The sequence below is a fragment of the Collinsella sp. SGI.033 genome (genome assembly GCF_050315135.1).
GTDB lineage: Bacteria > Actinomycetota > Coriobacteriia > Coriobacteriales > Coriobacteriaceae > Collinsella.
This window is the reverse complement of the sequence record NZ_JBNPOK010000002.1, coordinates 12,416-31,189: the sequence shown is the minus strand read 5'-3', so window position 1 is coordinate 31,189 and position 18,774 is coordinate 12,416. Positions and strand designations below refer to the sequence as shown.

The following is an 18,774-nucleotide window of genomic DNA, read 5'->3' as shown; positions in this document are numbered from 1 at the left end:
TCGTTACTCCTTAACGGTTTTCTGTAGCAGGCAGACGGCCCAGGCGCCAATTCCCTCGCCTTGACCTTCCCAACCGAGCTTTTCGGTCGTGGTGGCGGCGACGCCCACGTTTTCGACGTCAACGCCCAGGGCATGGGCCAAGTTGGCACGCATGGCATCGCGGTGCGGGGTGATCTTAGGCTGCTGACAGGCAATGGTGCAGTCGGCATCGACAAACTCAAAGCCCAGCTCGCGCGCATAGTCCATTACGCGGGCAAGCAACACCATCGAGTCGGCACCCTCGTAGGCGGGGTCGGTGTCGGGGAACAGCTTGCCAATGTCTCCCCCGCGGCAGGCGCCCAGAATAGCGTCGGCCAGCGCGTGCGCGAGCACATCGGCATCCGAGTGGCCCAGCAGGCCGCGCTCGTAGGGAATGTCGACCCCGCCGATGATACATCGACGCCCCTCCACCAAACGGTGGACGTCGTAGCCGTGGCCAATGCGCAGGTTACTGAACATGGGGAAGGTCCTCTCTCTCGGCCATCCGCCCGAGCAAAATCGCGGTTACGGGACGCAAGTCCTCGGGCACCGTCACCTTAAGGTTGTCGCGCGGGCTCTGGACGCAGCGGACGCGCCCACCCATGCGCTCGACCAGTGACGAATCGTCCGTACCGATAAAGCCCTCGGCAATCGCCGCGGCATGGGCGCGTTTCATGGCGTCGACACTAAAGATCTGCGGCGTCTGCGCGGCCCAATAGAGTTCGCGTGGCGGCGTCTCGACGATGTTGTCCCCATCGACGATCTTGAGCGTGTCGATCGCGGGCTGGCCACACACGACACCGTCGAGCGAGCGGTCACTCACGAGCACGTCGATAGCGTGATCGATGGCCTCGGTAGTAATGAGCGGACGAGCGCCGTCGTGAATGGCGACGTATTCAAAGCCTGCCGGCACCGCATGCACGCCGGCACGAGTGGAGTCCTGGCGGGTATCGCCGGCATCGGCGAAGCTGATGGGCGTGTTATACGAAAACGGGCTGATGGCCAGGCGGCGCATCTCGGCACGACGCTCGGCAGGGCAAACCACGACGATATGGCCGACCTTATCGCTACGGTCAAACGCGCGGATGGACCAGCTCATAAGCGGACGGCCCGCTACATTGACGAGCTGCTTGCCACCGGGATTACCAAAGCGCTGGCCGCTGCCACCGGCAACGACCACGGCGCATACGGGCGCCATTATGCGTTCCCCTGTTTGGTGCCCTTCATGCGGTACAGGGAGTCCGCAAGAATGGCAGGGTTGTTAACGCCAAAGTCGCCCAGGCGCTCCGGATCCTTGCTGATGTCGTCCATGAGCTCCTGCAGCGAGCCATACTCGTCGACGATCTTCTCGGCCACGCCGTCGCGCACGACGGACACGCGCGAAAGCGTGCGCAGGCCCAGCGGCGTCATGACGGAGTCCTCGTCCAGGTCGTCGTAACCCAGAACCGCCGCCACATGCTGCGGGTCGGACAAGTCCTTGGGCGTCATACGGCTAAGCTCGGCACGGATCTTCTCGGCGTTTGCCTCGGAGGAATCGCTTGCGTAGTCGCGAATCATCAAGTCGTACTCGGTATCCATGCTGGAGCCGGCGAGCTGCTCGAGCTGCATCTGCACGAGCTTGCCCTGGTTGCCCAGCTTGACAATGCAATCCTTAAGCTCGGTCTTTGCCTGCTGCATGATCTCGAAACTCGAGAAAATGCCGGTGATGTCGGCGAGCGTGACGTAGTCGTCCAGCTCGAGGGCCGTCAGACGCAGCAGGGAGCGGTCGAGCGACTGACGGGTGGTCTGAAGCGTAGCGACGAGCTGGTTGACCGAGCTCATGATGGTGGTGACGGGCTGAATCTCATAGCTCTTGCCGTGCACATACACGTTGACGACGGCACGACGGGCCGAGACCGAGATCACGATGGCGTCGGTGAGCACCGACATGCGAGCGGCAGTACGGTGACGCATGCCCGTCTCGCTCGTGGCGAGCGAGGGGTCGGGATTGAGGTGGAAATTGGCGCGCAGGATCTGGGTAAGGTCGCCGTCGATGACGATGGCGCCGTCCATCTTGGAAAGCTCGAACAGGCGGTTCGAGGTAAACGAAATGTTGAGCGGGAAGCCGTCGTTACCGGCAGCGAGCACGTTTTCGGTGTCGCCGACGCAGATAAGCGCGCCCAGGTGACCGGCGATGATCATGTCAAGGGCGGTGCGGATCGGCTGACCAGGTGCCGTCAGGCGGATGGCCTGTTCCATACGCTTTTGCAGCTCGTTCTTATCCAAGGCATCGCTCCCATCGTATACGCTCCATAAACGTCAATAAGTTTCTCACGGTTTGCCCCTGTGACGCCCGCAAATTCCGATGCTTACAGAATGAGCGAACACCGCTTAGGTAGCTCATTTGGGACGGGGCTCTTTTGGCTGCTCATGTGGTAGCATCGGGTCTCATATAAATGAGGGAGTGGTCGTGTAATCGGGTTCGCCCGGAGAGAGGGAGCCAGACTATGGGACTCGCAGAGCTCGTGTTGCTCGCCGTTGGCCTTTCGATGGACGCCTTTGCCGTTTCCATCTGCAAGGGTCTCGGCATGAAAAAGATCAACCTTAAAGTCGCCGTTGTGCTCGGCCTGTTCTTTGGCGGCTTTCAGGCCGGCATGCCCGTAATCGGTTGGGCACTCGGCAGCCAGTTCATGGGCATCATCGGTCCCATAGACCATTGGATCGCCTTTATCCTTTTGGCCTTTATCGGCGGCAAGATGCTGTGGGAAGCCTTTACCGAAGACGAGGATGAGGACGAAGGCGACGGCAAGGATGCCGAAAAGATCGACCTGGGCGAGTACCTAATCCTTGCCATCGCCACCTCGATTGACGCGCTCGCCGTGGGCATCTCGTTTGCCGCGCTCTCGGTCGATATCGTGCCCTCTGTATCACTTATCGGCGTCACAACGTTTATCTTTTCCGTCGCCGGCGTAGCGATCGGCCACACCTTTGGCGCGCGCTACGAAAAACCCGCCACCATTGTGGGTGGCGTCGTACTCGTCCTCATCGGGCTTAAGATCCTGCTTGAGCACCTTGGGATCCTCGCACTGTGACGAATAACGGCCGCCCGGCATTACGCCAGGCGGCCGTTTTCATAGCCAGCCGTTTTAGAGCGGCTTAACCAAGGCAACCTTTACGCGGCAAGGCGCTTGAGGACGTCGATGAGCAGCTCGTAGAAGCGCTCGGCAGAAGCGAGCTCCATGCTCTCGTCCGGGGTGTGGACATCGGAGAGCGTCGGGCCCACGGCGATGGCGTCCAGGCCGTGCAGGGCCTCGGCAAACAGGCCGCACTCAAGGCCGGCGTGAATGGACTCGATGCGCAGCTCGGAGCCAAAGAGCTCGCGATAGCTCTCGACAAAGACGTCGCGGACCGGCGAATGCTCGGCATAGCTCCAGCCGGGATACTCGAACTCAAACTTGGCGTCGAAGCCCAGGACATCGGCCAGCGTCTGCAGGCGGTCCTTGAACTCGTTCTGCAGCGAGGTGATCGAGGAACGCGGGGACAGCATGATCTTGACCTCGTCGTCAGAAGTGGCAACCACACCGATGTTGGAGGAAACCTCGACGGAACCGTCGGTAGCAACGTTGCGACGGATCACGCCGTTGGGGGCAAGACGCAGGGCGCGGATGAGGGCAAGCGCGGACTTCTCGTCCATGGCCTCGACCTCGGCGTCGTCGGCAATCTCGACAGTGCAGGTAAAGCCGGGGTCGAAGACCTCGAGCTCGGCAGTGACGTCGGCGATAATGCCCTTTGCGATCTGGGCCGCGGCCTCGGCGGCAGCGTGGTCGGCGTAGACCAGAACAGCCTTGCACTCACGGTTGATGGCGTTGTCCTTGGTGCCGCCGTTAAAGCTAACGATGGCGGGCTCGCCGGCAACCATCAGGCGGTCGATGATGCGGGCCATGATGAGGTTGCCGTTGCCGCGCTCCAGGTGGATATCGCTGCCGGAGTGACCGCCCAGCAGGCCGGAGATGTCGAACGTGAGGGTGCTACCGGTCTTGTGCTCGCGCGCGATCGGGCAAGTGTAGGTAACGACGACGCCGCCGGCGCAGCTGACGGTGGCAACGCCCTCTTCCTCGGAGTCAAGGTTGATCATGGTGCGGGCGCTAATCTGGGATTTGTCGAGCGTCTCGGCGCCGACCAGGCCAGTTTCCTCGTCGGTGGTGAATACGCACTCGAGGGCGGGGTGAACGATCGAATCGTCATCGAGAACAGTGAGCATCAGAGCGACGGCGATACCGTTGTCGGCGCCCAGCGTGGTGCCGTTAGCGGTGAGAACGCCGTCCTTGACGAGCAGGTCGATACCATCGGTCGTAAAGTCGTGCTCAACGGAGCCCAATTTGTCGCACACCATATCGATGTGGCCCTGAAGCATTACGGTCGGGGCATTCTCGGCACCGGCAGATGCGGGCTTGCGAATAATGACGTTGTAGACCTCGTCCTGGTACACATCGAGGCCGCGCTCCTTGGCAAACGCAACCAGGAAATCGCTGATGCCCTTCTCGTTGCCAGACCCACGGGGGATCGCGCTGACCTCCTCAAAGAAATGGAACAGCTGGGCGGGCTCATAGCCGGTGATCTTGTAGTCCATGGTGCCTCCTTGGCGCAACTGGTTAGACAATAAGACATGCGCCTTGTATATTCCCAGACTTCGTTTGCATAAACCAGTCGAAAACGCCGAGCGCTCTCGCATCATCGGCTAACGGCGGAGAAACGCCACTTTATTAAGATAAAGCAGGTAGACGGACCGCGCCGAAGGGACGTTGGACCCTTTAACCAACCTCAATGCTCGATCAACGCTTATGCATACACCGTTGGTATGTTTAATGAGATTTACTTTGAACGAGGGGCCTTTCCAACAGAAAAAAGGGCGCTCCTTTGGAACGCCCTCGTGGACACAAGGTTTTGTTACGCCCTACAGCGCGCCGGAACCGGCTTGCATCATGCCGCCGGGGCCCGAGCTTACGCCACTGCTCACAGGCGCGGCGTTTCCGGTGTGCGGCGCTTCCGGAGCGGTATCGCCCCCAAGCGCACCTGCCGGACGCGGCGCTGGGATCTCGCCCGTACCGTGGCTAAAGACGAACTTGCCGTCGGCCACGTCGCACAGGACGGTATCGCCGCTGCCCCACTCGCCGGCCAGCAGCTCCTCGGACAGCGGATCCTCGATGAGCTTTTGGATGGCGCGGCGCAGCGGACGTGCGCCGTTGGTGAGGTCGGTACCCTCGGCTACGATCTTGTCGTAGGCCGCATCGGTGAGTTTGATGTTCATGCCGTTGGCAATCAGGCGCTGGCGCAGGTCGTCCACCAGCAGGTGAGCGATCTTGGTCAGGTTCTCGCCCGAAAGCTTCTGAAACACCACGATGTCATCGATACGGTTGAGCAGCTCGGGGCGGAACAGGCGCTTGAGTTCGCCCATCGCACGGCCCTTAATCTCGCTCGAGGTAAGACCCTGCTCACCGGTGGTGCCAAAGCCAACGCTCGCATCCTGCGCAATCTCGCGGGCGCCCACGTTGGACGTCATGATGATCACGGTGTTGCGGAAATCGACCGTCTTGCCCTGGCTGTCGGTCAGGCGACCCTCCTCAAGCACCTGCAGCAAGATGTTGAAGATATCGGGGTGCGCCTTCTCGATCTCGTCGAACAGCACGACCGAGTACGGGTGACGGCGAACGGCCTTGGTGAGCTGACCGCCCTCGTCGTGGCCCACGTAGCCCGGGGGGCTACCGATAAGCTTGGAGACCTCGAACTCGCTGCCAAACTCCGACATGTCGAAGCTGATAAGCGCGTCCTTGCTGCCAAAGAGGTACTCGGCGAGCGTCTTGGCGAGCTCGGTCTTGCCTGTGCCGGTAGGACCCAAGAAGATGAAGCTGCCGCCGGGACGACGCGGGTCCTTGAGCGGCGAGCGGCTGCGGCGCACTGCCTTGGCCACGGCCTCGACAGCTTCATCCTGGCCGATAATGCGGGTCTTGAGCACGCTTTCGGTCTGCAACAGACGACGGCTTTCGCTCTCGGTGAGCGAAGACACCGGCACGCCCGAGGTCACGGACACGATGTCGGCAACCTGGGCGACATCGATGGTGAGCGGGCTGGCGTCGAGCTCGGCCGTCCAAGCTGCCTTGGCCTCGGCGAGCTCAATCTCGGCAGCCTTCTGCTGCTCGGTAATCTCGGCGGCCTTGTTCATGTCGTCGCCCTCGGTGGCCTCCTGCGCGGCAGCCTTGAGCTCCTCCACGCGATGCTCGGCCTCGCGCACCGGCTCAGGCGCACGGTTGGCGGCAATGCGGGCGCGGGCGCCGGCCTCGTCGATGAGGTCGATGGCCTTATCGGGCAGGAAGCGATCCTGGATGTAGCGGTTGGAGAGGTTCGCGGCAGCCTCGATGGCACCCTGCGTATAGCGCACGTGGTGGTGCTCCTCGTAGCGTGGCTTGAGCGCGGTCAGGATCTTGACCGTGTCCTCGACGCTTGGCTCCTCAACATCGATGGTCTGGAAGCGGCGCTCGAAGGCCGGGTCCTTGGTGAGGTACTTGCGGAACTCCTCGGCCGTGGTGGCACCGATGATCTGGAAAGCGCCGCGCGCGAGCACGGGCTTGAGCATGGAGCTTGCATCGATGGATCCCTCGGCAGAACCGGCACCGATGATGGTGTGCATCTCGTCGATAAACAGGATGACGTCGTCGGCTTCGGTTGCCTCCTGGATTACGTTCTTGAGACGCTCCTCAAACTCACCGCGATATTTGGCGCCCGCGACAAGACCCGGCAGGTCGAGCGTCCAGATGTTCTGGTTCATAAGGTTCTCGGGCACGTTGCCGGCAGCGATCTGCTGCGCTAGGCCCTCGACGATGGCCGTCTTGCCCACGCCGGGGTCACCCAAGATAAGCGGGTTGTTCTTGGTGCGGCGCGAAAGGATCTCCATCATGCGCTGGACTTCCTTTTCGCGACCGATCACCGGGTCGAGCTCGCCGTCGCGCGCCTTCTGCGTAAGGTTGGTGGCGAACTGCTTGAGCGTGTCGGTGCCGCTCCCCTTTTGCTGCGAGGCGTCCGAGCCGCTAAAGAACGGCAGGCCTGTACCGGGACGCCCGGCACCGGCACCGGCGAGCGGGCGCTTCTTGTCTTGATCCTTGGCGGTAAGCTTCTCGATGGCTTTTTTAATGGAAGCGGACGAAACACCCAGGCGCATGAGAATGTCCATGGCCATGCCGTTGCCCTCTTCGACGATACCGATGAGCAGGTGCTCGGTCGACACATAGGTCTGGTTGTTCTCGCGCGCCACGCGGAAGGAACGCTCCATCACGCTGATGACGAGCGGCGTAAAGGCGAGCTTAGCGGCCTCGGTCTCCTCGCTGGGCTCGGGAACGGTGGTCTGGACCTCCCTGAGCGTGTCCATGATGTCATCGTAGGAGATATCGAGTGAGCGCAGTGCCTCGGCGGCAATGCCCTCGTCCTCCTTGGCGAGCGCGAGCAGCAGATGCTCGGTACCCACCTTATTTGAGTGAAGATCGAGCGCCTCCTGCTTGGCCATGGACATGACCTTGCGCGCGCGATCGGTAAAACGGTCCAACATGCTAGTTCCTCTTAGACGAGCTAGTTTTTCAAACGCAAAGCGCCACTCGTGGCGGCGCTTTGGTCTCTTTACCCATATGGAGTATATGTTAACCGCTGTGGCCTTTTCCGCGTGCAGCCATACGACAACGTCTACAAAAAAGGAATCGCCGGGTGCGGCGGGCGCTCTAGGTTAGAGGCTCTTGCCTAGCAGGCGGGCTCGGCGTCCATACTCTCGGCAACGTCATCGACGACATCGGCAACGGGAGCGCCCGGCATACGTACGAGCTCCATATGCTGCTCTTCAAAGACGGTTCCCATGGGGAAGGCATGGCGAAAGATAAAGCGAGCAACCCCGGCGTGACCAGGAATTTAAAAGCGAAACCCTTGGCAAGGGGGCTGGCAACAAACCAGTCGCAGCACATGGCAAAAATGTAGGCAACGGGGAAGCCGAGCCACGCGGCGGCAATGACCTCGCCGTTGATGGCCCCATGCTGCAGGGCAACGTTGTAGATGCTCATCCAGAGCACCATGCAAAAGCACATGATAAAAGTAAACAGCAAGCTCTCTCGTTTATTGATAGGCATAAAGGGCAAAATCCTTTCTGTGTTACGCCGCGGTGCACAACAAAAACGGGCGGGCGAGATGGAGCTACTGGGACTTCATCTCGCCCGCCCGTGGTACGTGCGTCTGCGACTACTTATGTGGTGGAACTACCCTAACACGAACGGCGCGCGCTTCGTAAGCGTTGAGTTTATGAAGATGCAGGGCACCGATAATCCCCCGACCCCATAAGTTGCAGTGGAATACGAAGTGCCAACCAGAGCAACGCCGCAGGTAGAGGACGGACAGCGAGCGACGTCTAGCTTGACAGCCAAGGCAACGCCGATGTGTTGCCAACGGCAGCGAAAGCCCGCCAGAGCGAGCAGGGTGCCTTCAAGCAAAATGGCGCCGCAGGTTGAGCATAAGTCAGCGAGCGGGCTGCATTTGAGACAAGGTGACGTGAAACGAAAGGGCGCTGACCTTTCGGTCGCGCCCTTGAAGTTGAACGTCACATTGTACAGGTGCGGCCCGCGCAGCGTCGGCTGGTCCGCCGTTCGGTAGAACGGCGGAACCAATTAGTACATCTTTGCGCCGGCGGGAATGGAGGCGTCGAGCTGGATCAGGTTGAGGCGCTCCTCGCCCTCCTCCTCGTGGATGGCACTGATGAGCATGCCGCAGCTGGGGATGCCCATCATCTTGCGCGGTGGCAGGTTGGTGATGGCAAGCAGGGTCTTGCCGACCAGGTCCTCGGGCTCATAGTATTCGTGGATGCCGGAGAGGACGGTGCGGTCGGCACCGGTACCGTCGTCGAGCGTAAAGTTCAGCAGCTTCTTGGACTTCTTGACGGCCTCGCATGCCTTGACCTTCACAGCGCGGAAATCGCTCTTGGAGAAGGTATCGAAATCGACGAACTCCTCAAACAGCGGCTCAACGGCGATCTTGGAGTAATCGAGCGTGGGCTTGAGCGACTTAACGAACGGGCTCGCGGCGTTGCCGGCCTCTGCAGCCTTGGCGGCAGCGGCACCGGACTGGAAGCCCTTCTCGGGCTTCATGTGCGGGAACAGCAGGACATCGCGGATAGAAGCCTGGTTGGTGAGCAGCATGACCACGCGGTCGATACCGATGCCAATGCCGCCCGCGGGAGGCATACCGTACTCGAGGGCGCGCACGTAGTCCTCGTCATACTCCATGGCCTCATCGTCGCCGCCGGCCTTCTCGGCCATCTGGGCGGCAAAGCGCTCAGCCTGGTCAACCGGGTCGTTGAGCTCGGAGAATGCGTTGGCGTACTCGTGGCCGGCGATGACCAGCTCAAAGCGGTGGGTCAGACGCGGGTCGTCCTCAAAACGCTTGGCGAGCGGGCTGACCTCGATGGGGTAATCGCACACGAAGGTCGGGTTGACGATGGTGTCCTCGCCCAGCTCATCGTAAATCTCGGCGATGATCTTGCCGGCAGTCCACTCGGGCTTGATCTCCAGGCCCTTCTCGCGCGCGGCGGCAGCAAGCTCCTCGACAGGCGTGTCGATGGTGACCTTCTTGCCGAGCACGTCAGAGACAATATCAGTCATGGGGCGGCTTGCCCACTCACCGGAAAGATCGATGGTCTGGCCCTGGTACTCGATGACCTCGGGGTTGCCGATGGCCTTGTTGGCAGCCTTGATGACGCCCTGGGCGAGCGCCTTCATGCCCTCGAGATCGGAGAAGGCACGGTAGGCCTCCATCGTGGTGAACTCGGGGTTGTGGGTGAGGTCCATGCCCTCGTTACGGAAGATACGACCGATCTCGAAGACGCGCTCAAAGCCACCGACGATGCAGCGCTTGAGGTGCAGCTCGGTAGCAATGCGCAGGTAGCACTCCTGATCGAGAGCGTTAAAGTGCGTGATGAACGGCTTAGCCGTAGCGCCACCCTGAATGGTCTGCAGGATGGGGGTCTCGACCTCCATGTAGCCGTCGGACTCCATAAAGCGACGGAAGGTGGAGAGGATCTGCGAGCGCTTGCGGAAGGTCTCGCGGACATCGTCGTTGGCGATCAGGTCGACATAGCGCTGACGATAGCGGGTCTCCTTGTCGGAGAGACCGTGGAACTTCTCGGGCAGCGGGCGAACGGCCTTGGAGAGCAGGGTCGCGCTCTTAGGGGCGACGGAGAGCTGGCCGCGCTGAGTGCGCACAACCACACCGGTCACACCCAGGATATCGCCAAGGTCGAGGGCCTTGAGCGTATTCCAGGCTGCCTCGTCCATGTCGTTGATGCGGCAGAACAGCTGAATCTCGGCGGTTGCGTCGCGCACGACGATGAACATGATCTTGCCCTGACCACGCTTGGCGACCACGCGGCCGCCGATCTTCACGACGTCCTCGGTGTCTTCGCCATCGGCAAGATCGGCATACTTAGCCTCGATGTCGGCAACGTAGTCCTCGATCTCGGAGTGCTCGGGATAGGGGTTCTGGCCCGCCTCGAACAGGGCGGCGCGCTTGGCCAGGCGCGTGGCACGCTCGTCGTTGAGCGTCGATGCCTGCTCGGCGGCGTTTTGGTTCTCTGCCATAAGTTAGCTCCTCAAACTAAAACGCTCCCCAGGATTCGGTCCCAGGGAGCGAAAACATACCTTTACGCGGGACCGTGGTCTAGCGTGCGATCTTGGCGATGGTGTAGACGCGAGTCTTGCCGGAAGGCGTAACGACCTCGACGGAGTCGCCCTCGCCGTGGCCGATGATGGCGTGGCCGACCGGGGACTCGTTGGAGATCTTGTGCTCGAGCGAGTTGGTCTCGGTGGTACCGACGAGCGTGACTTCCATGACCTCACCGTTGGGATCAATCAGCGAAACGGTGGAACCGATGGAGACGGTCAGATCGCCCGTGGTGGCAGCAACCTGAGCGTTGGCGAGAATAGCCTGAATCTCGGCAATGCGAGCAGCATTCTGAGCCTGCTTGTCCTTGGCGGCATCGTACTCGGAGTTCTCCGAAAGGTCGCCAAACGCGCGGGCTTCCTTGATGTCCTCGACGATCTCCTTGGCGTAATCGCCCTCACGCCAAGCGAGCTCCTCGACGAGCTTCTGGCGGCCCTCAGCGGTCAGTACGATCTGGCTTGCGTCCATACGGATATCTCCCCAACTATGATGTAACAATCAACTGTCAACATAACGAAAAAGACCGGCTAGCCTGCGGGCAAGCCGGTCAGGTGCTCACCCCAAAGGGATGGGACTACTCTGCGTCCGCGTCGCCGTCCTCTGCCTTCTTTTTCTTGGCGGCGGCGAGCTGGGCCTCGAGCTCTGCGATCTTCTTGTCCTCCTCGGACTCCTCGACCACAACGTCCTCGGCCTGCTTGGTCTCGTCCTTATCGTCGCCCTCCATACCCTCGCGGATATTCTTGACGGTAGAGCCGAGGGACTTGCCGAGCTTCGGCAGGTTCTTGGGCCCGAAGATAATCAGGACAACGACGAGAATAATGATGAGCTCAGGAGCCCTCAGTCCAAACATGTAGACCTCCACAAAACAGCGAGACAAGCTCGAATGAGTATACCGCGGGTATCGCGGTATCACAACAATAGCTAAAAAAAGGGACCGCAAGAAGCGGTCCCTCCTCATGCTCTGGTCGGGTTGACTGGATTTGAACCAGCGACCCCTGCGTCCCGAACGCAGTGCTCTACCAAACTGAGCCACAACCCGTTAGCTCGACTATAGTAACAAAGTTTTTCGCCGCGTGCTAGAGAAATTTTTATTTCTTTGGCGCGTCGATTTGAACCGTGTTGGGAATAAGCTCAGTCGCGCAGGACCACCAGCCATTTTGCTGGGCAGCCCCGGCAAGCCTTTCGGCCGTGGCGGCGGTGTCGCAAATGGCAAACGAGCAGGCACCCGACCCGCACACGTCCACGGCAACGGTTCCCTCCTGTTCGCTCAGCCAGTCGAGAACCGCCTGGATCTGCGGCTCCATCAAAGCAGAAATGATGCCCAAGTTGTTATGGATGAGCGAATACGCCATCTTCGCATCACTCACTCTAAGAGCCGATGCAATGGCACCGGGCGCAGTCGCGGGCACCGGGGCCTCGTCAAAACGTCGATAGGCCTCAATTGTCGAAACGCTCGCCTCCCGCGGCTTGACCAGCACAACGGGCGTCACAGGAAGCGCGGGGTACTCAGTTGCCAGAACGTCTCCCCCACCCACGTAGAATGCGGGGCTCGTATGCAAAAAGAACGGCACGTCGGCGCCGATGCCACGCGCAATCTCATCCAGCGCAGGATCAGTGCGGTCGATGCCCCACAGCTCAGCCAGGGCAACGATAACCGCCGCGGCATCCGTCGAGGGGCCGCCCAGGCCGGCGCACAGCGGGATGCGCTTCTCAATCGTCACGCACACGTTTGCCTCGCGCCCGAAATGATCGGCCATGGCGACGGCGGCGCGGTAGGCAGTATTCTTTTGCATGGGAAAATCTGATGCCGGAACCGTCTGGACGGTCAACGCCTGCGCCGGCGTGACCGTCACGGTATCGGCTAGGCCGACAGCTGCCATCAGGGAATCGACTTTGTGGTAGCCGCGGGTATCGCGCTCGGTATGAACCCCCAGGTAGAGGTTAATCTTTGCCGGCGCAGTAAGGATGAGGGACCGATCGGTCACCGTTAATGCTCCTCGAGCTGGTTGCCGAGCGGAGTAAAGATGTGCTCGCCGCTCTCGGGGTCGAACAGTTCAACCTGACCGGTAAGGACGTCGATGTACTGGTAGGACTGACGCGACTTGCGGCCGCGGCGCTCGTCAACCTCGACGATAAAGACAGCCGGGTGGACGCTCTTGATGGTACCCATGCGCTCGACAACGCGGGTACGGCCCATGTTGGCCTTCACCTTGACGCGATCGCCCACCATATCGGTCAGCTTCTCGTGGATGTCGTCGACGTAATTGACTTCCATCTCTTCCATGAACAGGGCCTCCAGAAGGTGCAATTCAAAAAGGGGATAATACCCCTAAGATAGACAAAACTCTAATACTATAGCACCCTGTTACAACCCCACGCAAGTAGCTAATTAGGCTACTTACAGATTGTCGGTATCGAGGACAATGGTGAACGGGCCGTCGTTGACCAGGTCGACTTTCATGTCGGCGCCAAAGATGCCGTGCGCCACGTGGTCGACGTCCTGGGCGACGAGCGTCAGAAAGTACTCATAAAGCTCGTTGGCGACATCGGGCGCGCCAGCATCCGTAAACGACGGACGACGGCCGTGGCGGCAATCGGCAAACAGCGTAAACTGCGACACCACGAGCACCTCGCCGTCGACATCGGCAAGCGCCAAGTTAGTCTTGCCGTTCTCGTCCTCGTTGATACGCAGCCCGCGGAGCTTGCCCCATAGTTTATCGGCCTCGGCACGCGTATCGCCATGGCCCACACCCAGCAATACCAGATAGCCGCGCCCAATGCGGCCCACGCACTCGCCGTCGACCGTCACACCGGCGTTGAGCACGCGCTGCACCACCGCACGCACGGCCTACTCCTCGCCCGTGAGTTTGGCGGACAGGTGCTCGAGTGCATGGAAACGATGGCTGATGGCGTTCTTCTCGTCCGCTGTGAGCTCGGCCATAGTCTTGCCCGGCGTATCGACCGGCAGGAACAGCGGGTCGTAGCCAAAGCCGTGGTCGCCGCGGCCCTCGTGTGCGATAACGCCCTCGCAGGCGCCCTCGCCATAGGTGACCAGGCCGTCTTGGTCGATGAGCGCAACGACACTCATAAAGCGTGCGGTGCGATCCTCGTCTGCCACGCCTTCCAGATTAACGAGTAGTTTGGCATTGTTGGCGGCATCATCGCCGTGTACGCCCGCATAACGCGCGCTATACACACCCGGCTCGCCGTCCAGCGCGTCGACGACCAAGCCGGAATCGTCAGCGATGGCCATAAGGCCCGTCTCCTCGACCGCAGCCTGCGCCTTGATGATGGCGTTCTCCAAAAACGTCGTGCCGTTTTCCTCGGGGTCCTCAAAATCGCCCAGCTGGCCGAGCGCCACAAAGCGCACCTCGGGCATGACCTTGCCCAAAATGGCCTCGATCTCGGTGAGCTTATGGGCGTTACCCGTGGCCACAACAATGGTCGCCGCCGGGTCGAGGGTGTCGATGTCAATCTTCTCAAGTGCCATAGCTGGCCTCCTTGTCTCTTATAGCAATGCCGTGTAGAGGACGACGAGGGCCTCGGCCTCTCCCCTCTCAATCAACGGCAGTCTTATACTTCGGCGTTTTCGCAGATTAAACCTGCCAAAATCAACATCCCCTTTTGGCAGGTTAGGCGAGGGCTTGACGCTGAAGCTCGATGAGCTCGGCGATGCCCTTGTCGCCCAGATCGAGCAGGGCGTTGAGACGCTTGCGGTCGAAGGGCGCCTGCTCGCCGGTACCCTGGAGCTCGATCATCTCGCCGGAGTCGGTGGCGACGAGGTTCATGTCGACCTCGGCGTGGCTGTCCTCGGAATAATCCAAGTCGAGCAGGGTGTTGCCGTCGACGACGCCCATGGAAATAGCGGCAACCTGACCGGTAAGCGGAATGCGCTCGAGCTTGCCCGCCTCGACCCACATGGCAAGGGCGTCGTGCAGCGCCACCCAGGCGCCGGTGATGCTCGCCGTACGCGTGCCGCCATCGGCCTGGATCACATCGCAGTCAACGGTAACGGTGTACTCGCCGAGCGCCTTCATGTTGACGACGGTGCGCAGGCTGCGGCCGATCAAGCGCTCGATCTCCATGGAACGGCCCTTGCGGTTGGCATGTTCGCGCTTGCAGCGCTTGCCGGTCGACGCCGGCAGCATCGCATATTCCGCCGTTACCCAACCGGCCTTGGCGCCCTTGCGCCAGCCCGGAACGCCCTCCTCGATGGTGGCGGCGCACAGCACGCGCGTGTCGCCAAACTCTGCCAGGCACGAGCCGTGGGCGTGCTTCATGACGCCGCGGGTGAGCTTAACGGGACGCAGCTCGTTTGCGGCGCGGCCGTTGGCGCGGTTGACCTGCATATATTCCATGGAACTATCCTTTCGGCAAAAGAGTGGCGAAGACTCCGGCGACGTTGCGTGCCTAACCGAGTTCGTCGATATCGACATGCTCGATGCTTTTGAGCGGCTGGCCAAAGATAAAGCTGCCCGCCACCGCAAACTCGGCGATGTTGTCGGACGTGGTGGCAAAGCGATGCTGCGGCTCGGCGGTGTTGCCCGCCAGCTGCTCACGGCGCGTGAGGATATCGGTCAGCTCGCGGGTGGTCTCCTCGGCGGAGCTCACCACGCGCACTCCGGGCCCCAACGCATGACGGATGGGGCCCACCAGCAACGGAAAGTGCGTACAGCCGAGCACCACGGTATCGATGCCACGATCGTGCAGTGGCTCGACTGTGGCGTTGACCAGCGCGCGAACGGCTGGCGTATCAAAAATATCCTCGTTCTCGAGCCACTGCTCCTGCAGATGCGCGCCCGAGGCGAGCTCGTGCTCGACAACCTCGACAAAGCTCGAGGCAGGGCAGCCATACACGTCCACGCCGGCATCCAAGTCCTGGATGGCGCGCGTGTAGGCGCCCGAGCGGATGGTGAGGTTGGTGGCGAGCACGCCCACACGGCGCGTGCGGGTGCTGTTGATGGCGGCACGCGCGCCCGGCGCGATTACGCCAATCACGGGGACATCGAGCACCTGCTGAGCCAGGCGAAGCGCCGCTGCCGTCGCCGTATTGCAGGCGATGACCATGATCTTGACGTCGTGTCTCGAAAGCCAGCGCCCCGCCTGTAGCGCAAACGAGCGCACCTCGTCCTCGGTGCGGGTGCCGTAAGGGCAGCGCTTGGTATCGCCAAAGTAGTAGACGGACTCGTGCGGAAGCGCCGTCGCAATCGCGCGCGCAACCGTCAAGCCGCCCAGGCCCGAGTCGAACACGCCGATGGGGCGCGTATCACCGGCCAGATTCTCGATATCGGACATTACCTCACCAGATTCTCTCTCGAAAAGATATGGCCAAGCGTAACGGCACTGCGCTATGAACGGGCCGCGACGAGCAGCTCCGCCGTCGCCGCCCAGCCGTCAACGATCCTGCCGCGCGTGACAAAGGCGTTATCGCAGGACGCAAGAAACTCGGACGCGCCGGCGCTGGTCAGGCCGTTCTCGACCAGGCAGAACGTGCCCACGTGGTCGGCCATGTAGAAATCAGACTCGGAATCGCCGAGTGCCAGCGTCTCGTCGCGCTCGATGCCCAGACGCTCGCAGAAACGCGCGACCGCCACGCCCTTGTCGAGACCCGACGGATTGATGTTAAAGGCACGACCGTCCTCGACGCGATCGAGCTCGAGGGTCGTCGGCTTGGACAGATGAGTCAAGTGGCCGTTGCAGGCCCAGACCAGACCGCAGCCGGCCTCGTCGAGGATGGCCTGCGCCTCGTCATCGGGAATATCGCCGCGCATGCCGACGGTGACCTCGCGGTACTTATAGCCAGTCGACATGTCGTTGTGGTACTCGATCTTGTGCGGCCAGCGAGCGAGAATCTTCTCGCACACGCCGGTCTGCTCAATCACCTGGTGCGGCGTGAGGCCGCAGGCGGGGTCGTAAGGCATGTCGCCGGTCAGATACTCCCAGTCGTTGGCCTTGAGGTCGTACATGACCAGGCCACCCATCTCGCCAATGTAGGAGTTGAGGCCGAGCACGCGGGCATCTTCGTGGATCATGGTGCGGTTGCGACCCGAGGTGGGAATTACCTGGATGCCAGCGCGGGAAAGCGCCACGACGGCCTCGACGAGCTTGGTCGAGGGATTGCCGTCGTTGTCGCGCAGCACGCACGAGCCGGGCGCGAGCATCGTGGCGTCCAGATCGGTAAAGACGTACTTGACCTTGGCAAGGCGCTCGCGCATCTCGCCCGAAAGCTCGGCAACGGTCGGCAGGGTGTTGTGGGACATGGTCACTCCGTTTACGTAGAAGGGTTTGGACTTGGACGGCATGTTTTGATTGAGGGAACACGCTTATGGCGACAGCGCACTCAGGGCGCCGCCGCCATCATGGTTCATTAGTCAAACTGGGTAACATCGATCAGGCGATTGGCCAACGAAAGGTCGCTCTCGATGGGCACGAACTCGTCGCCCACGTGCATGAGCTCCTCGTCACCCTTTGCCAGCAGCAAGACAATGGTGGGAGCATCGGGGTTGACGTACTCCTCGCGCGCCGCCTTGAACGCCGCATGCACAGCGGCTTCGCGATCGAGGATGATCTTGTTCGGCGTATCGTCGGGAACATGTTCGGCAAGCTCGCGACAGACCTTCATCGGGTCCTCGTGAGCCGGGTCCTCGTTGGCAAAGATCATCAGGTCGGAATATGGTGCGGCCTCGCGCGGAAGCTGCTCGCGGCGCTCCTGCGCCTTGCCGCCGGCAGCGCCAAACACCGCAATGACTGGACTAGCGGGAAACGCGCGCTTGACCGACGAGAAAAGCGAACGGAACGAAAGCTGGTTATGCGCATAGTCAACGACACAGATCACGCGGCCGTCCTTCGACTCCACGACCTCCATACGGCCCGGCACACGCAGTTTGGAGAGGCCCTTCTTGATGGCCTCGATACCGATACCGATCTCGCGCGCGGCGGCGATAGCGACCAGCGCGTTCTCCACGTTAAAGTCTCCCGCGATACCCAGCAGGATCTTCTCCCCCGCCTCGGACTCGTCGGCACACAGGCCATGCAAGTTGAACTCGATGCTAAAGCCGACCATGCGCACGTCGCTCGCCCACAGGCTTGCCTCGGGATGCTCGACACCAACGGTCACCAAGCGCTCGGCCGTCGACGCTGCCTCCAGCACACGGTCGACCTCTTCGGTGCCCAGATTCACCACGGCGGTCTTTGCCTGGTCAAAGATCCTGAGTTTGCTCTCAAAATAATCCTCAAACGTGGGGTGTTCAATCAGTGAGATGTGGTCGCGGCCGATGTTGAGGAAGCACGCCACGTCAAACGGCAGATTCTCGACGCGTTGATACTTGAGCGCCTGGCTCGAGACCTCCATGACCATGGACTGGCGACCGGACGTGCGGCAGTTGGCGATATGGCGCCAAACCTCGGGGGCCTCGGGCGTGGTGTTGGTGCTCTCGTAGCACTCGATACCATCGTCGGTACTCACCGAGCCGATCATGCCGCAGGACTCGCCCGCCGCCTTGATGATGGACTGGAGCATAAAAGCGGCCGTGGTCTTTCCCTTGGTGCCGGTGATGCCCACGATCTTGACGTCGTGGTCAGGACGGTCGTAGACCTCCGGCGGCAACAGGGCCATGGCTGTGCGAACACTATCAACAACCAGCATCGCAGCACCGCTCTCCTGCGCCAGCGGCTCCAGAGACTCGACCAGCGACTCCTCGCACACAAATGCGACGGCGCCCGCATCGAGCGCCATGCTCAAAAACGCGGGCTTAAAGGCAGCACCTTTGCAAAAGAATACGTCACCTGCCGAGACCACGCGCGAATCAAACGAGCAGCCGGTCACGGCACGCTCGTCAACCTGCTCTGATGCGCGCAGCTCGCCGCACACGTCGAGAAGCTTGGCAAGCGTATCGACCGTGGTCACGGTCGCGGAATCCGAATGGTGCATCTTTCACCTTTCTCAGCCATTTGGCAGGGACGGTTTTTATAGTAACTGAAACGCACCCATGCAAAAACGGCTCCCGGAGGAGCCGTTACGCGCAGGCGTTCGTAAGC

At 61.2% G+C, this 18,774-nt stretch carries 18 protein-coding genes and 1 tRNA gene; 2 read left to right on the top strand and 17 right to left on the bottom strand.

The features are described from left to right. Nucleotides 1-3: 3 nt before the first annotated feature. The 3 genes from ispF to disA are packed head-to-tail and all read right to left on the bottom strand — an operon-like array spanning nucleotide 4 to nucleotide 2,256. On the bottom strand, nucleotides 4-498 hold the full coding sequence (gene ispF, locus ACQRC0_RS01005) for a 2-C-methyl-D-erythritol 2,4-cyclodiphosphate synthase (RefSeq protein WP_006234975.1): 495 nt from the start codon (nucleotides 496-498) through the stop codon (nucleotides 4-6). Beyond that, a complete protein-coding gene (gene ispD, locus ACQRC0_RS01000; RefSeq protein WP_427727027.1) occupies nucleotides 488-1,216 on the bottom strand; it encodes a 2-C-methyl-D-erythritol 4-phosphate cytidylyltransferase in 729 nt (242 codons plus the stop codon). Before ispD ends, ispF begins: the two co-directional genes overlap by 11 nt. After that, the gene (gene disA / locus ACQRC0_RS00995; protein ID WP_370450554.1) at nucleotides 1,216-2,256 is read right to left on the bottom strand and encodes a DNA integrity scanning diadenylate cyclase DisA; all 1,041 of its coding nucleotides are present in this window, start codon (nucleotides 2,254-2,256) and stop codon (nucleotides 1,216-1,218) included. The genes ispD and disA overlap by 1 nt, the downstream gene beginning before the upstream one ends. A 248-nt stretch (nucleotides 2,257-2,504) precedes the next feature. Between disA and ACQRC0_RS00990 the strand changes: the two genes are divergently transcribed. Next, nucleotides 2,505-3,089, top strand: coding sequence for a manganese efflux pump MntP family protein (locus tag ACQRC0_RS00990; protein WP_154514774.1), 585 nt, complete (start codon nucleotides 2,505-2,507; stop codon nucleotides 3,087-3,089). An 80-nt stretch (nucleotides 3,090-3,169) separates the two neighbouring features. Here the strand turns inward: ACQRC0_RS00990 and ACQRC0_RS00985 are convergent, their stop codons facing one another. Together ACQRC0_RS00985 and ACQRC0_RS00980 are read right to left on the bottom strand one after the other, a co-directional pair. Next, nucleotides 3,170-4,627, bottom strand: coding sequence for an aminoacyl-histidine dipeptidase (locus tag ACQRC0_RS00985; RefSeq protein WP_154514776.1), 1,458 nt, complete (start codon nucleotides 4,625-4,627; stop codon nucleotides 3,170-3,172). Between the two features lie 324 nt (nucleotides 4,628-4,951). Continuing rightward, nucleotides 4,952-7,594, bottom strand: a complete 2,643-nt coding sequence (locus tag ACQRC0_RS00980) for an ATP-dependent Clp protease ATP-binding subunit (RefSeq protein ID WP_427727024.1) — start codon at nucleotides 7,592-7,594, stop codon at nucleotides 4,952-4,954. Nucleotides 7,595-8,085: 491 nt separating this feature from the next. On the opposite strand from ACQRC0_RS00980, the gene ACQRC0_RS00975 reads away from it, so the two are divergent. Next, nucleotides 8,086-8,367, top strand: coding sequence for a hypothetical protein (locus ACQRC0_RS00975; protein WP_427727022.1), 282 nt, complete (start codon nucleotides 8,086-8,088; stop codon nucleotides 8,365-8,367). Between the two features lie 323 nt (nucleotides 8,368-8,690). On the opposite strand, the gene lysS is transcribed toward ACQRC0_RS00975, so the two are convergent. From lysS to ACQRC0_RS00915, 12 genes are all read right to left on the bottom strand, one after another. Continuing rightward, nucleotides 8,691-10,655, bottom strand: coding sequence for a lysine--tRNA ligase (gene lysS / locus ACQRC0_RS00970; RefSeq protein WP_427727020.1), 1,965 nt, complete (start codon nucleotides 10,653-10,655; stop codon nucleotides 8,691-8,693). Nucleotides 10,656-10,734: 79 nt separating this feature from the next. After that, nucleotides 10,735-11,205, bottom strand: coding sequence for a transcription elongation factor GreA (greA, locus tag ACQRC0_RS00965; protein WP_006234960.1), 471 nt, complete (start codon nucleotides 11,203-11,205; stop codon nucleotides 10,735-10,737). Between the two features lie 106 nt (nucleotides 11,206-11,311). Continuing rightward, the gene (gene tatA, locus ACQRC0_RS00960) at nucleotides 11,312-11,587 is read right to left on the bottom strand and encodes a twin-arginine translocase TatA/TatE family subunit (RefSeq protein WP_195838497.1); all 276 of its coding nucleotides are present in this window, start codon (nucleotides 11,585-11,587) and stop codon (nucleotides 11,312-11,314) included. 112 nt (nucleotides 11,588-11,699) lie between these two features. Beyond that, nucleotides 11,700-11,776: transfer RNA gene (locus ACQRC0_RS00955), tRNA-Pro, on the bottom strand. Nucleotides 11,777-11,825: 49 nt separating this feature from the next. Next, nucleotides 11,826-12,722 carry a 4-(cytidine 5'-diphospho)-2-C-methyl-D-erythritol kinase gene (gene ispE / locus ACQRC0_RS00950; RefSeq protein ID WP_427727017.1) on the bottom strand — a complete coding sequence of 299 codons (897 nt, stop codon included), beginning with the start codon at nucleotides 12,720-12,722 and terminating at the stop codon, nucleotides 11,826-11,828. 2 nt (nucleotides 12,723-12,724) lie between these two features. Further along, nucleotides 12,725-13,021 (bottom strand): Veg family protein, encoded by a 297-nt coding sequence (locus tag ACQRC0_RS00945; protein ID WP_118206416.1) that lies wholly within the window; start codon nucleotides 13,019-13,021, stop codon nucleotides 12,725-12,727. A gap of 114 nt (nucleotides 13,022-13,135) precedes the next feature. Further along, a complete protein-coding gene (dtd, locus tag ACQRC0_RS00940) occupies nucleotides 13,136-13,582 on the bottom strand; it encodes a D-aminoacyl-tRNA deacylase (protein ID WP_117797049.1) in 447 nt (148 codons plus the stop codon). A 3-nt stretch (nucleotides 13,583-13,585) separates the two neighbouring features. Next, entirely contained in the window at nucleotides 13,586-14,227 is a 642-nt protein-coding gene (gene rdgB, locus ACQRC0_RS00935) for an RdgB/HAM1 family non-canonical purine NTP pyrophosphatase (protein ID WP_118206636.1), read from the bottom strand. Between the two features lie 142 nt (nucleotides 14,228-14,369). Continuing rightward, nucleotides 14,370-15,095 carry a ribonuclease PH gene (rph, locus tag ACQRC0_RS00930; protein WP_117799672.1) on the bottom strand — a complete coding sequence of 242 codons (726 nt, stop codon included), beginning with the start codon at nucleotides 15,093-15,095 and terminating at the stop codon, nucleotides 14,370-14,372. A 52-nt stretch (nucleotides 15,096-15,147) separates the two neighbouring features. Then, nucleotides 15,148-16,032: a glutamate racemase gene (murI, locus tag ACQRC0_RS00925; RefSeq protein WP_117769301.1), complete on the bottom strand. Its 885-nt coding sequence runs from the start codon at nucleotides 16,030-16,032 to the stop codon at nucleotides 15,148-15,150. A gap of 53 nt (nucleotides 16,033-16,085) precedes the next feature. Further along, the gene (locus ACQRC0_RS00920; RefSeq protein ID WP_427727012.1) at nucleotides 16,086-16,997 is read right to left on the bottom strand and encodes an HAD family hydrolase; all 912 of its coding nucleotides are present in this window, start codon (nucleotides 16,995-16,997) and stop codon (nucleotides 16,086-16,088) included. Between the two features lie 107 nt (nucleotides 16,998-17,104). Continuing rightward, nucleotides 17,105-18,667, bottom strand: coding sequence for a Mur ligase family protein (locus ACQRC0_RS00915; RefSeq protein WP_427727009.1), 1,563 nt, complete (start codon nucleotides 18,665-18,667; stop codon nucleotides 17,105-17,107). Nucleotides 18,668-18,774: the final 107 nt, after the last annotated feature.